This is a genomic window from Pelagerythrobacter aerophilus (genome assembly GCF_003581645.1).
Lineage (GTDB): Bacteria > Pseudomonadota > Alphaproteobacteria > Sphingomonadales > Sphingomonadaceae > Pelagerythrobacter > Pelagerythrobacter aerophilus.
The window spans coordinates 19,096-32,636 of sequence record NZ_QXFK01000016.1; the positions used below are offsets into that span (position 1 = coordinate 19,096).

Sequence of the window (13,541 nt, forward strand, 5' to 3'; positions counted from 1 at the left end):
TTTGGGCCCCATTTCCTTCAGGCTTCCTTTGGCTGGGGGAAATCGCATTGGAAAAGCGGAAATACTGGCATGGCTATTAGTTCTCGCTAAAACAGCGATCGTGGACATTTGGGAACTCAACTTGCGGCACCTGCGTGCCATGGCGCAGATCGCGTCACTCGGCACGATCAATGCCGCCGCAGGCGCGGTGAACCTCACGCAGCCGGCGATTACCCAGGCGCTGGCCCGGCTGGAGCGGCAACTGAGCGTCGCCCTCTTTGAGCGGCGCTCCGACGGCATGAGCCCGACTGAGCCTGCCCTGCTGCTCGCCCCGCGGGTGGAGGCGGCGATGGCGCAGATCGTCAGCCCACATGTCACCATGGCGCGCATGCGCGCGCTGCTCGCGCTTGCCGATGCGGGAAGCTATACCGGTGCAGCTCGCGCAACCGGACTGTCGGTCCCCTCTCTGCACCGCGCCGTGGGTGATCTCGCACTCGCGACGCGGCGCCGGCTGGTGGAGCGACGGGGCCGGGCGCTTGGCTTTACCGATGCTGGCATGCGCATGGTGCGCGCCTTTCGCCTGGCGCGCGCGGAGCTGGTTGCCGGCCTCTCCGAGATCGAGGCGCTGAAGGGCCGCGAGACGCGGGTCATCGCCATCGGCGCGATGCCACTTTCGCGGGCACGGGTTTTGCCTGAGGCTGTGGTCCGTTTCGCTCGCGATCATCCGCAGGTGCAGATCTCCATCGTGGAAGGATCGCGGGCCGAACTGGTCGAGCCACTGCGCGACGGCGTGATCGACTTCACCCTCGGTGCCTTGCGCGATCCGCTGCCCGAACCCGATCTGTCGCAGGAAGCGCTGTTCACCGACCGCCCGGTGGTGATCGGACGCAGCGACCATCCGCTGGCCGGGAGCGCACCAGCACTGGCCACGCTGTCCGCGTGCGAATTCGTGATGCCCCCGGCGGGCACGCCGCTGCGCAATGCCTGGGACGCATGCTTCGTCGATGTTGGCCTTGCCCCGCCGGTCGTGCCGATCGAGACGGGTTCGGTGATGATGATCCGCCAGATGCTACTGCACAGCGACAGGCTGACGGTCCTCTCGCCGCATCAGCTCGCAGTCGAACTGGAGGCCGGGCTGCTCACCCGGATCGCCGATCCGGTGAAGGGCATGTACCGCACCATCGGCATCACCCGGCGCCTGGGCTGGCGCCCGACCAGCGTGCAAGATACCTTTATCGAGGTCCTGCGCCAGGTGGCGGCAAACTGACCTGAAGGACGGATGGCCGGAAGCGAGGATTAGCGTCAGCTTATCAGGATTGCCACCTTTCCATTGGCGGTGGATCGGCGGCGCGATCAGGGATGGGGCATGAGCGGACAGGCTTCATCATCGATCGCCCTTATCGGCTATGGCGAGGCCGGGCGAACCTTCGCCAATGCGGCGGGCTGGGAAGACGAGGCCTGCGCCTTCGACGTGGCGAGCGTGCGCCGCACGGCGATGGAGGCGGATGGCGTCAGGCCCTGCGCCAGTGTCGCTGAGGCGCTGAAGGACGCGCGTCTGGTGCTCTCGCTGGTCACCGCCGACGGGGCGTTGCAGGCGGCCCGCGACGCGGCGTCGCTGCTCGCTCCGGGCGCGTTGTTCTGCGACATGAACTCGGTCGCGCCCGACACCAAGCGGGCCGCGGCAGAGGCGGTGAACGAAGGCGCCGGACGCTATGTCGACGTCGCCGTGCTGGCGCCGGTCGATCCTGCGCGTCTGCGCGTCCCGCTGCTGATCGCCGGGACCGCGGCGCAAGATGCCCATGCGGCGCTGAGGGATGCGGGCTTTGCCGATCTTCGCATCGTGGGGGACGAGATCGGGCGCGCCTCCTCCATCAAGATGATCCGCTCGATCATGGTGAAGGGGATCGAGGCGCTGACTGCCGAAATGATGATCGCGGCCGAACGTGCAGGGGTGACCGACGAGGTGCTTGCCTCGCTCGACGCCAGCGAGAAGGCGATCAGCTGGTCCGAGCGCGCCGCCTACAACCTCGAACGCATGATGACCCACGGTTTGCGCCGCGCGGCCGAGATGCGGGAGAGCGCCCGCACGCTTGAAGGACTCGGCATCCAGCCGTTGATGACTGCGGGCACCGTGCGGCGGCAGCACGAGATGGCCGGGTGCAAGCCCGAGGACTACAGCCGCTAGACCGGGAGAGAGGCGAAAAATGATTATCGATTGCCATGGCCACTACACCGTCCCGCCCAAGGGGCACGACCAGTGGCGCGAACAGCAGAAAACGGCCTACCACGAAGGCAAGGCTCCGCCGCCTTACCCGAAGATCAGCGATGACGAGATCCGCCAGACGATCGAGGACAATCAGCTGCGCTTCATCAAGGAACGCGGCGCCGATCTCACCATCTTCTCCCCGCGCGCATCGGCAATGGCGCATCACATCGGCAACCAGGAGGTGAGCGCCACCTGGGCGATGCACTGCAACAACCTGATCCATCGGGTGAACCGACTTTTTCCCGAGACCTTCGTCGGCGTGTGCATGTTGCCGCAAAGCACCGGAGCGAACCTGGCCGCCAGCGTCACCGAACTGCGTCGCTGCGTCGAGGAGTTGGGCTTCATCGGCTGCAACCTCAACCCTGACCCGGGCGGCGGCCATTTCGATCATCCACCGCTGACCGACGAATACTGGTTCCCCCTGTACGAAGTGATGGAGGAACTGGACGTGCCCGCGATGATCCACGTCTCGGGCAGCTGCAACCGGGCGATGCATGCGACCGGCGGCTTCTATCTGGCCGCCGACACGGTTGCCTTCATGCAGCTGATGCAGGGCGACCTGTTCAGTCGCTTCCCTAAGCTGCGGTTCATCATTCCACATGGCGGCGGCGCGGTGCCCTATCATTGGGGGCGCTATCGCGGGCTCGCCGACATGCTGAACAAGCCCAGCCTCGACGAGTACATCATGAACAACGTGTTCTTCGACACCTGCGTCTATCATCAGCCGGGAATCGACCTGCTCGCCGACGTGATCGACAGCAAGAACATCCTGTTCGGTAGTGAGATGGTGGGCGCGGTGCGCGGGATCGACCCGACCACAGGCCATTATTTCGATGATACCAAGCGCTACGTCGATGCACTCGACATCTCCGATGAAGAGCGTGCCGCCATTTTCGAGGGCAATGCGCGGAAGGTGTTCCCGCGTCTCGACAAGATGCTCAAGGAGAGAGGGCTGTGAGCGACATCCATCAATATCTCGCCGAGTTCGACGATATTCCGGGCACGCGGGTCTACACCGCCGCCCGCGCGCGCCAGGGATACCATCTCAACCAGTTCGCCATGAGCCTGATGAAGGAACAGAACCGCAAGCGATTTCATGCGGACGAAAGCGCCTATCTCGACGAATGGCCAATCACCCCCGAACAGAAGCAGGCCGTGCTGGAGCGAGACTATAATCGCCTGCTCGACCTTGGCGGCAACATCTATTTCCTAGCTAAGGTGTTTTCCTCCGACGGGCTTTCCTTCGTACAGGCGGTGTCGACCATGACCGGCATGAGCGTCGACGACTATCAGGCGATGATGAATGCTGGCGGGCGCTCGCCCGAAGGGGTTCGGTCGATCAGGGATGGAAACTGATGGCGCGCATCACCCACGGTATCGCCTGCAGTCATATCCCGGTGCTGGGATATGCATTCGACCATGGCAAGGAGGGCGAGGATTATTTCCGCCCTGCCTTCGAAGGGTTTGAATGGACGCGCAAATTTATGAAGGAGGAAAAGCCCGACGTCATCGTGCTGGTCTACAACGACCATGCTTCGGCCTTCGACATGAAGATCATCCCTACCTTTGCCATCGGCTGCGGCGAAAGCTACCCGCCCGCCGACGAAGGTTTCGGCGCGCGCCCTGTGCCGCCGGTAGAGGGCCATGCCGATCTCGCCTGGCATATCGCGCAGTCGCTGATCCTCGACGAATTCGACATGACCATCATCAACGAGATGAAAGTCGACCACGGGCTGACGGTCCCGCTTTCGATGATGTACGGCCACGTCGACACATGGCCGGTCAAGGTGATCCCGCTCGCTGTCAACGTGGTCACCTATCCGCCGCCCTCGGGCAATCGCTGCTGGGCGCTGGGCGAGGCGATAGCACGCGCCGTCAGCAGTTTTGGCGAGGACCTGAAGGTGCAGGTCTGGGGCACCGGCGGGATGAGCCACCAGCTGCAGGGCCCGCGCGCCGGGCTGATCAACACGGAATGGGACAATATGTTCCTCGACCGGCTGATCGGCGATAGTCAGGACCTGCGCCAGATCCCCCACATCGAATATCTGCGTGAAACTGGCAGCGAGGGGATCGAGATGGTGATGTGGCTGATCATGCGCGGGGCACTCGGCAGGAGCACGAGGGCACTCCATCGCCACTATCATGTTCCTGTGAGCAATACAGCGCTGGGACACCTGGTGCTGGAGCCGGTCGACGGCTCGGTGCCGCCAAGTCCCACGCTCGAGCAAAGCAACGCGGCAGCCCAGACGCTTGTTGCCTGAACCTGCCCCTTCCCTTCCCCGGAACCATCCAGGAGTAATCTCATGAAGATCGCGCTCGTCGGCGCCGGCGCATTCGGTGAAAAGCATCTCGCCGGCCTCAAGAACATCGAAGGGGTGGAAATTGCCTCAGTCGTCTCGCGCAAGGCGGAACAGGCCGCCGAAGTGGCCGAGAAATACGGCGCTTCGCATTCGGGCACCGACCTTGCCGAGACGCTGGCCCTGCCTGACGTGGACGCGGTGATCCTTTGCACCCCCACCCAAATGCACGCCCAGCAGGCCATCGCCTGCATGGATGCCGGCAAGCACGTGCAGGTCGAGATACCGCTGGCCGACAGCTGGGCCGATGCACAGGCAGTCGCCGAGAAGCAGAAGGAGACAGGCCTTGTCTGCATGGTGGGCCACACCCGCCGCTTCAACCCCAGCCACCAGTGGGTGAAGCAGCGGATCGACGCGGGCGAGTTCAATATCCAGGCCATGGACGTCGAAACGTTCTTCTTCCGCCGCAAGAACATGAACGCCAAGGGCGAGCCGCGTTCGTGGACCGACCACCTGTTGTGGCATCATTCCGCGCATACGATCGACATCTTCCAGTATATGACCGACGCAAAGGTCATCGCTGCCAATGCGCTGCAGGGCCCGAAACACGCTGAGCTCGGCATCGCCATGGATATGTCGATCCAAATGAAAACGGACCAAGGCCAGATCCTCACCCTCGCGCTCTCGTTCAACAATGACGGGCCGCTGGGCACCTTCTTCCGCTATATTGGCGACACTGGCACCTATATCGCGCGTTACGACGATCTCGTCACCGGGCGCGAGGAGCCGATCGACGTCTCCGGTGTCGACGTATCGATCAACGGCATCGAACTGCAGGACCGTGAGTTTGTCGGAGCGATCCGCGAGGGCCGAGAGCCGAACAGCTCCGTCGCAGGCGTGCTCGATTGCTACCGCGTCATCGGTGAATTGGCCGCCAGCCTGGAGGCACAGGACGGCTGGTCATGACGAAGCGGGCTCTGGCAGGACGTGAGGCAAATGCCATCGGCCTGGGCTGCATGAATGTGGCCTGGGCCTATGGCACGCCACCCTCGCGCAGTGAGGCGGTGCGCCTGTTCCGGCGGGCGCTCGACTTGGGGTACAATCATTTCGATACTGCCAACATCTACGGCAAGGGAGCGTCGGAGGAGATCCTGGGGGAGGCCATCATGGACCGGCGGGACGAATTCCTGCTCGCCAGCAAGGCCGGTATTGTTGTGGATGGAGCGCGCCGCGGCATCGATTGCAGTCCCGACACGCTAGCCGCCTCGATCGACGCGAGCCTGAAGCGGCTGAACACCGATCGCATCGACCTGTTCTACATGCACCGGTTCGATCCCAAGGTGCCGATCGCCGACAGCGTCGGCGCGCTGGCGGAGGCGATCGCCGCAGGCAAGATCGGCGCCTATGGCGTGTCGGAATGGAGCGCCGCGCACATTCGTGAGGCCCATGCCGCATATCCGATGGCGGCGGTGCAGACCGAATATTCGCCGTGGACCCGCAATGTCGAGCTGGGCGTGCTCGACGCGACCCGCGAACTCGGCATCGCGCTGGTTGCGTTCTCGCCCGTCGCGCGCGGGGCGTTGGCAGGCGCACTGGGGGATCCGCTGGTGCTGGAAGAAATGGACTTACGCGCCACTCATCCTCGCTTCAGCAAGGAAAACTGGCGGCGCAATATGGAGCTGATACGTGCCTATGGCAGGCTCGCCGACGAAGCGGGTGTCACGGCCGCGCAATTGTCGCTTGCGTGGGTTCTGTCGCGCGGCGATCATCTCCATGCTATCCCGGGCACGACCAATACAGTGCATCTGGCTGAAAACTTAGCGGCGGCGGACGTCCAGGTCAGCGTCGACGTGCTGGCGCGAGCAGGCGAAATCGTGAACCAACGGACCGTATCGGGACACCGCTATCCCGAGGTTATACGCGAAACCATCGATACCGAGGATTTCCATACCTCCTGATTCTTGAGCGCTCTCGGACGATTTCGGGCGGGACCAGCCACACCGTCTCTAGTCGCGCATAAATTACGCGAGAGCGTTTCGGCAAAGGAGATCGCAGAAATATTCGCCCAAGCGGGCTACGAGCACCTGAGATTTCCATAGCGCTCGACAGCATGGCCGGCTTTCACTTGTGCGCAGGCCAGATCGATCCCGTTGGCCCAGCATTGCAGAATCGCGCGCTCATAGCGATCGGTCTCGATCCTTCGGCAGCGGACATTCCCAGAGGCGACGAGGCTGCGAAGATGATCGCGGCTGGCGATGGGGTCACCGGGTGTACAACGTCGGCCGGGCCGGCAGGCGCCCGGCATTTCCGGAGCATCGATGCCGTACAATCTTCCGCGGCCGATCTCCTTGCAGCGGATATTATCTCCGTCATGGATATAGGGCGCAGAGCAGGAGAAGGCGTCCGGATCGTCCGGCGTTGCAGCGGATGGTGAGCCGTCCCAGAGGAAGATCGCGCCAAAGACGCTCGCCGACATAATCGCGGTGACGGTCCAGAACGCCTTGTTGCTCAGGTGCGTGCCAGAGATCGGCGCGTGCTGATTTCTCCATTTCCTGCGCATCAGAATTTCCGGATCAGCGGAGGGCGGGTTGGCGAGGCTGGACGGCGACTATGTGGGGCGCTTGCAACCTCGATAAAATGTTCTGACGAGGCCATCCCAGGACCGCCTTACAGATATGCTGCTTCGATCGATGCCGCTATGTCGGCGATCGACCGGAACAGGACCAGCGGATCGTCCCGGGAAGGCATAAAGCCGCGCCGCTTCCAGAAGGCCGCAGCATCCTCGTCCAGGGCATTGACCACCAATGCGCGGCCACCGATCAGGCTGGCGGCCGTCACGCACCGTTGCAGCGCATGCTTCAGCAGACCGGTGCCAATGCCCTTGCCAGTCCAGCTTTCGTCCGTGGCGAGTTGCCCCAGCAGCAAGCAGGGAACGGGATCAGGCGGCTGACCGGTGCGGATCGACCGGGGAAGCTGCGCCGGTACGATCGAGGTCGGCGCGAGTCCATAATAGCCGATGACGCGGCCATCTTCGTGGACCACCATGACTGCAGTGAACCCTTTTTCCTGATTGGAGAGGGCCCGGACCTGCAACCAGTGGTCGAGCGAGGGTTTGCCGCAAGAGAATACGGATACGTCATGACGCCGGGTCAGGGGCTCCGGGCCGGAAATCGCCAAGGCTTATTCCTTGGACGCCGCCGTGCCGCTCTCCCAGGGCGCGCTGCGGCGGAATAGCTCGACCATTTCAGGGACGGGCGCCGCAGGGCCGGAGACCGCCGCCATGAAGGCCTCGAAGCCTTCTTCGCTCATGCGGATCGGCATCGCTTCCATCAGCACGTCCTCGGCCGCGCGCACGGCCGCATCGCGCACAAAGTCCGTGCGCGAGCGTCCGCGCAACCGGGCCGCCCGATCGATGATGGCTATATCGGTTTCCGGAAGCCGCATGGACAGCGGATGTTCCTTGCGTTCGGCTTGGCGTGGCATGGTTTGTCTCCGTTGACGGATATAGACTTCTGTAGCGCATTTTACAATACGCACTCGAACATCGCGACGTCTTACGTGTAGCTCTCGCCAAGCCGTTCGATGACAGCCGATCCGATGAAGCCGCTTGCGCCGGTCACCAGCACCACACCGCTGGTCGGTTCGTCCTTCGAACTCGCGAGCCGCGCTTCCTCTGCCATGAGCTTCTCCCAGGTTGGTGCTTCGGATGTCGTATCGCCAACGACGAAGCGCCCCTTGCCGCGCCAGCGCTCGGGCGCGATGGCTTTAGCGTATGACAGATTGAACCTGACTGCCACCGCGGGATTGGCTAGGGCGGCACGCATGCTGCCCTCCCGCCTTGCGATTCTCGCCTCGCCGTCCCTCGCACTTGCCGCGCCGCTGTTGGCGCAGGAGACCGCCGAGGAGTCCAAGGCCGGGGAGATCGTCGTGCTGGGCCGGGGGCTCGACGAGACGCCGGCGGCCCCGGCTTACGACACGATCGCGATCGGGCGCGAGCAGATCGTCAGCGCGCCCTCCGGCCGAATCGAGGATGTGCTGGGCGCGGTCGCGGGCTTCCAGCAGTTTCGCCGCTCCGACAGCCGGTCATCGAACCCCAGCGCACAGGGCGTGACGCTGCGGGCGCTCGGCGGCAACGCGACGAGCCGCGCGCTGGTCCTGCTCGACGGCGTGCCGATGGCCGATCCGTTCTTCGGCTATATCCCGCTGAGCGCCATCGTGCCCGAGCGCCTGGGATCGGTCCGGGTGACGCGCGGCGGTGGCTCGGGGCCGTTCGGCGCCGGCGCGCTGGCCGGCCGGATCGAGCTCGAGAGTGCCGATCCGTGGGCGCTCGGACCGCTATCCGCCTCGCTGCTCGCCAACGACCGCGGCGGGACCGAGGCGAGCCTGGGCCTGGCCGAAGACCTCGGCGCCGGCTTCGTCGTCGTCGATGGACGGTGGGACCGCGGCAAAGGCTTTTTCACCACCCCCGCGGAGGACCGCGTGCCGGCGACCGCGCGTGCGGCGTTCGATAGCTGGTCGGTCGGGCTGCGCGGGGTCGCGCCCCTGGGCGAGACGATCGAACTGCAAGCGCGCGGTCTGGTGTTCCGCGACGACCGCACGCTGCGCTTCGAAGGCGCCGATTCATCGAGCGAGGGTCAGGACGCGAGCCTGCGAGTGGTCGGCCGGGGCGACTGGCAGTTCGAGGCGCTCGCCTATGTCCAGGCGCGCAATTTTTCCAACACCGTGATCAGTTCTTCGCAGTTCACCCGCGTGCTCGACCAGCGCAACACGCCGTCGACCGGGCTCGGCGGCAAGCTCGAGCTGCGGCCGCCGGTAGGCGACGATCACGTTCTGCGGCTGGGCGTCGACTACCGCCGCGCCTCGGGCGAACTGCAGGAAGAGGCCTACAGCGCCATGTCCGGCGCGCTGACCGAGCGCCGCCGCGCGGGGGGCACGAACACCGACTTCGGCGTGTTCCTCGAAGACGACTGGATGCTCGGCAATCTCGTTCTCACCGGCGGCCTGCGCGCCGACCGGACGACGGTGGCGGACGGATTCTATCGGGCGGTCGACGCGAATGGTGCGCCGGTCGAGGAGACGATCCCTCCCGGTCGTGCGGACTGGACGCTGGGCTGGCGGGCCGGCGCTACTTATGGGCTGAGCGACGCGCTGCACCTGCGGGCTGCGGCCTATAGCGGTTTGCGTCAGCCGACGCTGAACGAACTCTACCGTCCCTTTGTCGTGTTCCCCGTGGTCACCCAAGCCAACGCCGCGCTCGAGAACGAGCGGCTCGAGGGTTTCGAGGCGGGCTTCGACCTGACCCCGGCCGAGGGTGTCGCGCTCGCCGTCACAGCGTTCGACAACAAGGTGAAGGGTGCGATCGCCAATGTCACGCTCGCGCCCGACTTGCGCCAGCGGCAGAACCTGCCCGCGATCGCCTCACGCGGCATCGAGGGCGGTCTGTCGGTTACGCGCGGCGCCTTGCGCTTCGACGGTACGCTCGCGTGGACCGATGCGGAAGTGGAGGATGGTAGCTCCTCGGCCGATCTCGACGGCAACCGCCCGGCGCAGACCCCGCGCTGGGCCGCCGGCGCTTCGCTTACGTGGACGCCTTCGCCCGGCTGGCTGCTCTCCGCCTCGATCCGGCATATCGGCGCGCAGTTCGAGGACGATCGGGAAACCGACGTGCTTCCTGCGGCGACCACGCTGGGCGCCTACGCCCAGATGCCGCTGACGGAGCGGCTGTCGCTGGTCCTGCGCGGCGAGAACCTGACCGACGAGAAGGTGGTGACCCGCAACGACGGCGGGTCGATCGATCTGGGCGCGCCGCGCACCGTGTGGGCGGGGCTCCGCTTCGGCTACTGACCCCGCCGGTGCCGCGGAAGAGAGTTCGGCACCGGCGAGACCACGTTTCGCAGGATCGGCTTACATCGTGATGCTGATGCTGCCGATCAGGCGACGATCGGTGAGGCCCTGGAAGCAGAGCAGCGCGTTGTTGTTCACGCAGAACTGCGACTGATCTTCCTGCAGCAGATTGATCCCCTCGACGCCGATGTTGATGTTGTCGGTGATGTCGTAGTTCACGCTCGCGTTGAGCTGTCCGCGCGCGCCGTTGATGCGCGGGAGGCCGAAGAAGAACGAATCGGTCGACACGTAGCTGGAACGCCAAGTGTACCGCACCCGCGCGTTCAGCCCATACTTGTCGTAGAACAGCGTCGTGTTGAACGAGTGCTTGGAAAGGTTGGGCAGGGTGATCCGATCCTGAGCCCCGACGATTCCCAGCCGGGTGAAGACGTCGCGGGGGCCATCGGCTTCGCGGAAGTTCGTCGGGAAGTCCGCCGCGGTGCCTCCGGTGAGCTGGTAGGTGTAGTTCCCGATGAAGCCGAACCCAGAAGCGAAGCCCAGCGTGTCTTCGTAAGCCGACAGATCGTGCTGGAAGGCGACTTCGATACCGGTCTGCGTCGTATTGCCTTCGCCGTTGATGGTGGTGACCCGCGGCACGCAGATCCCGTCGCCCGGTGTCGGGTTGTTGATGTTGCGATCGGCGATCGGGTTGAAGATGCCGCCGTCTTCGCACGGCGGGGTGATGTCGATGTTGAGGTTACCGTCGGCATCGAGGTTAGGCGCCGGATCGTCCTGGAACCTGGAGAACAGGTTCGTACGGATCTTGTGGAACACGCCAATGCTCAGGAGACTCGACGGGGCGAAATACCAGTCGCCCGAAAGGTCGAACGACCACACGGCTTCGGGCACCAGCGCAGGGTTGCCGACCGAGACCGGCGTATTCGGACCGGTGCTGAAGCTGACCGAGGTCGAAAGGTCGTCGAAGTCGGGGCGGTTGATGTCTCGGGCGATGCCGGCACGGATCACGAAATCCTGCGCCGGCTCGATCACGAGATTGAAGCGCGGCAGCCAGAAATTATACGACCCCGTCTGGAGCACCGGCGATGCCGTTCCGTTGACGATCGTGTTCCCGCGCGAATCCACGTCGGTGAGGACATAGCGCACGCCCAGATTGCCCCGCACCGGCAGGCCGAGATCGTAACCGTCGAAATTGGCCTGCAGGTAGGCGGCGTGGGTCTGTTCCTTAATGTCGAAGAACGCGCTCGCCGATTGCGTTGGCTCGGTGATCGGGCTGACGGGCGGCAGATCGGGGTTCGCCGCGTTGCTGGCCGCGATCGCCGCGTTGAACGCATCGCGAACCGCGTCCGGATCCGAGAACGAGAGCTCCGGATCGATAACCAGAAAATCGCCGATGAACAGGTCCCGGCCATCGGCCGCGCCGAAGTTGCTCGGGCCCGGCACGACGATGTCGGAGAAGAGATCGGCACCCGGCCTGGCGAAGTCGGCCGTGGCGCTGGTGTAGTTGAAGTTCTGCGAGAAATCGTCGTTCAGGCTGGAGGTTTCGTTGAAGCGATAGCCCGCATCGATCGACGTGATGAACGGCATGGACCCTTCCATGTCGTAGGTGAGATCGAACCGGAGCGCGAGCTCGCGGTTCTCCGAGATGTCATGGCTCTGCTGCACCTGGCGTAGCTTGTAGTTCGCCGGATCGAGCAGTTGTGCCGTCGTCGGCGTGGTCGCGAGCCCTTGCGCGATGCCGAACTGAAGCGTCCGGTCCCTGAGGTCGAACTCCACCGGGACGCCGTTGTCGACGCTGCCGCCGAAAACCGGCTGCGCATGGTTTGGGTTGATGAAATCGAGCGTGGTCGTGAAATCGGGGTTCACAGTGTCCGACGTCGAAAGTGCGCCTTCCAGCCGGACCTTGAACTGGTCGCGCTCCCACTCGCCGCCGAGCCGCCAGACGTGGCTCTTGGTCAGGCGGGCGCCGGTGTTGCTCGAGGTCCGCAGGTTCGGGTCGGTCGCACCGGGTTCGATCACGCCGGTCAGCGCGGCTTCGACCGTGCCCAGGTCGATCGGGCCGTTCGGTCCGTCCAGGCTGCCGAAATCGATGGTTTCGAACGAGGTGTTGGTGGTGTTGTCGACCACGTCGCTCGCCGACACGCCGGAGAGCTGCGCTCTGGAGCTTTCCTGCCGGCGCTTCTGATCGTTGTAAATGCCGTCGAAATAGAACTTCAGCTCGGGGCTCGGCGACCATTCCAGCGACCCGACGAGGTTCAGCGTCTCGTATTCGTAGTTGTTGAGGTCCTGGTCGAAGAACTGGGCGCGGAGGAACGGGAAGTCCTCGGCGCTCGCGGTGGCGTCGGTGGGCAGGACGACGGCGTCGCGATCGGCGCGGGGCCGGAAAGCGGTGACGTCCTGGCGGGCGTAGCTTCCGCTAAGCACGACGCCGAACTCGCCTGCGCCCGTCGACCACCGATTGCCGATCGTGCCGGAAAAGCGCGGCAGATAGCTTTCCGAGAAGTCGCTGTGCTCGACCTGCGCACGGGCGGCGATGAGCGGCTCCGACAGGTCGAGAGGACGGATCGTCCGCAGGTTGATAGTGCCGCCGACCGATCCCTCGATCGTGCTGGCCTCCGGCACTTTGGTCACTTCGACCGATGCGACGATCGAGGCGGACAGATCCTCGAAGCTGATGCCCCCGCGCCCGGCACCGGAGCCGACGGTGGAGACGCCGTTGATCTCGGTGCGGTTCTCGTCCGTCCCGCGGATCTGCACCGCGGTGCCGACGCCGGCTTCCCGGGTGATCTGGATGCCCGAGATGTTCTCGAGCACTTCGGCCAGGTTCTGGTCCGGCAGCTTGCCGATATCCTCGGCCTGGATGACCTCGATGAGGTTGTCCGCCCGGCGTTCCTCGGCCAGCGCGCTTTGCAGCGAGCTGCGGATGCCCTCGACGACGATGACGTTCTCGCTCTCGGCACCGGCTTCTTCTTCCGCTTCCGCGGTCTGAGCGAATGCCGCGCCGGGAAGGGCGAGGGCCGACAGCGCGGTCCCCACCAGAAGCGTTGCGAGGAGACGAGAACTGGTCGCGGCTGCAAGGCCGCGGTCGGCGAACTTCGACATGAGATCCCTCCCAAAGGGCTTGGTTATGGGAGGCGAGATATCTCCTAGGCCAAATA

At 64.6% G+C, this 13,541-nt stretch carries 13 protein-coding genes; 8 read left to right on the forward strand and 5 right to left on the reverse strand.

The window, feature by feature from the left end:
- The first annotated feature begins 100 nt into the window (after positions 1 to 100).
- From D2V04_RS08385 to D2V04_RS08415, 7 genes are all read left to right on the forward strand, one after another.
- Positions 101 to 1,246 (forward strand): LysR family transcriptional regulator, encoded by a 1,146-nt coding sequence (locus D2V04_RS08385; protein WP_119513014.1) that lies wholly within the window; start codon positions 101 to 103, stop codon positions 1,244 to 1,246.
- A 99-nt stretch (positions 1,247 to 1,345) separates the two neighbouring features.
- Positions 1,346 to 2,164 carry an NAD(P)-dependent oxidoreductase gene (locus D2V04_RS08390; protein ID WP_119513565.1) on the forward strand — a complete coding sequence of 273 codons (819 nt, stop codon included), beginning with the start codon at positions 1,346 to 1,348 and terminating at the stop codon, positions 2,162 to 2,164.
- 19 nt (positions 2,165 to 2,183) lie between these two features.
- Positions 2,184 to 3,203 carry an amidohydrolase family protein gene (locus D2V04_RS08395; protein ID WP_119513016.1) on the forward strand — a complete coding sequence of 340 codons (1,020 nt, stop codon included), beginning with the start codon at positions 2,184 to 2,186 and terminating at the stop codon, positions 3,201 to 3,203.
- On the forward strand, positions 3,200 to 3,601 hold the full coding sequence (ligA, locus tag D2V04_RS08400; protein ID WP_119513018.1) for a protocatechuate 4,5-dioxygenase subunit alpha: 402 nt from the start codon (positions 3,200 to 3,202) through the stop codon (positions 3,599 to 3,601). The genes D2V04_RS08395 and ligA overlap by 4 nt, the downstream gene beginning before the upstream one ends.
- Positions 3,601 to 4,506, forward strand: a complete 906-nt coding sequence (locus D2V04_RS08405) for a class III extradiol dioxygenase subunit beta (RefSeq protein ID WP_119513020.1) — start codon at positions 3,601 to 3,603, stop codon at positions 4,504 to 4,506. The genes ligA and D2V04_RS08405 overlap by 1 nt, the downstream gene beginning before the upstream one ends.
- Positions 4,507 to 4,548: 42 nt before the next feature.
- Complete coding sequence (locus tag D2V04_RS08410) at positions 4,549 to 5,508, forward strand: Gfo/Idh/MocA family oxidoreductase (protein ID WP_119513022.1); 960 nt, start codon at positions 4,549 to 4,551, stop codon at positions 5,506 to 5,508.
- Entirely contained in the window at positions 5,505 to 6,500 is a 996-nt protein-coding gene (locus tag D2V04_RS08415; protein WP_119513024.1) for an aldo/keto reductase, read from the forward strand. The genes D2V04_RS08410 and D2V04_RS08415 overlap by 4 nt, the downstream gene beginning before the upstream one ends.
- Before the next feature lie 116 nt (positions 6,501 to 6,616).
- Here D2V04_RS08415 and D2V04_RS08420 read toward each other — a convergent pair whose 3' ends face one another.
- From D2V04_RS08420 to D2V04_RS08435, 4 genes are all read right to left on the reverse strand, one after another.
- Entirely contained in the window at positions 6,617 to 7,102 is a 486-nt protein-coding gene (locus tag D2V04_RS08420) for a thermonuclease family protein (RefSeq protein WP_228766333.1), read from the reverse strand.
- Between the two features lie 107 nt (positions 7,103 to 7,209).
- Positions 7,210 to 7,719, reverse strand: coding sequence for a GNAT family N-acetyltransferase (locus tag D2V04_RS08425; RefSeq protein WP_119513026.1), 510 nt, complete (start codon positions 7,717 to 7,719; stop codon positions 7,210 to 7,212).
- Between the two features lie 3 nt (positions 7,720 to 7,722).
- On the reverse strand, positions 7,723 to 8,025 hold the full coding sequence (locus D2V04_RS08430; protein WP_119513028.1) for a type II toxin-antitoxin system TacA family antitoxin: 303 nt from the start codon (positions 8,023 to 8,025) through the stop codon (positions 7,723 to 7,725).
- Between the two features lie 71 nt (positions 8,026 to 8,096).
- Complete coding sequence (locus tag D2V04_RS08435; RefSeq protein WP_119513030.1) at positions 8,097 to 8,366, reverse strand: hypothetical protein; 270 nt, start codon at positions 8,364 to 8,366, stop codon at positions 8,097 to 8,099.
- On the opposite strand from D2V04_RS08435, the gene D2V04_RS08440 reads away from it, so the two are divergent.
- A complete protein-coding gene (locus D2V04_RS08440; RefSeq protein ID WP_119513032.1) occupies positions 8,365 to 10,386 on the forward strand; it encodes a TonB-dependent receptor plug domain-containing protein in 2,022 nt (673 codons plus the stop codon). The two genes, D2V04_RS08435 and D2V04_RS08440, sit on opposite strands and share 2 nt — an antisense overlap.
- A 60-nt stretch (positions 10,387 to 10,446) precedes the next feature.
- Here D2V04_RS08440 and D2V04_RS08445 read toward each other — a convergent pair whose 3' ends face one another.
- Positions 10,447 to 13,485: a TonB-dependent receptor gene (locus tag D2V04_RS08445; RefSeq protein WP_119513034.1), complete on the reverse strand. Its 3,039-nt coding sequence runs from the start codon at positions 13,483 to 13,485 to the stop codon at positions 10,447 to 10,449.
- Between the last annotated feature and the right edge of the window lie 56 nt (positions 13,486 to 13,541).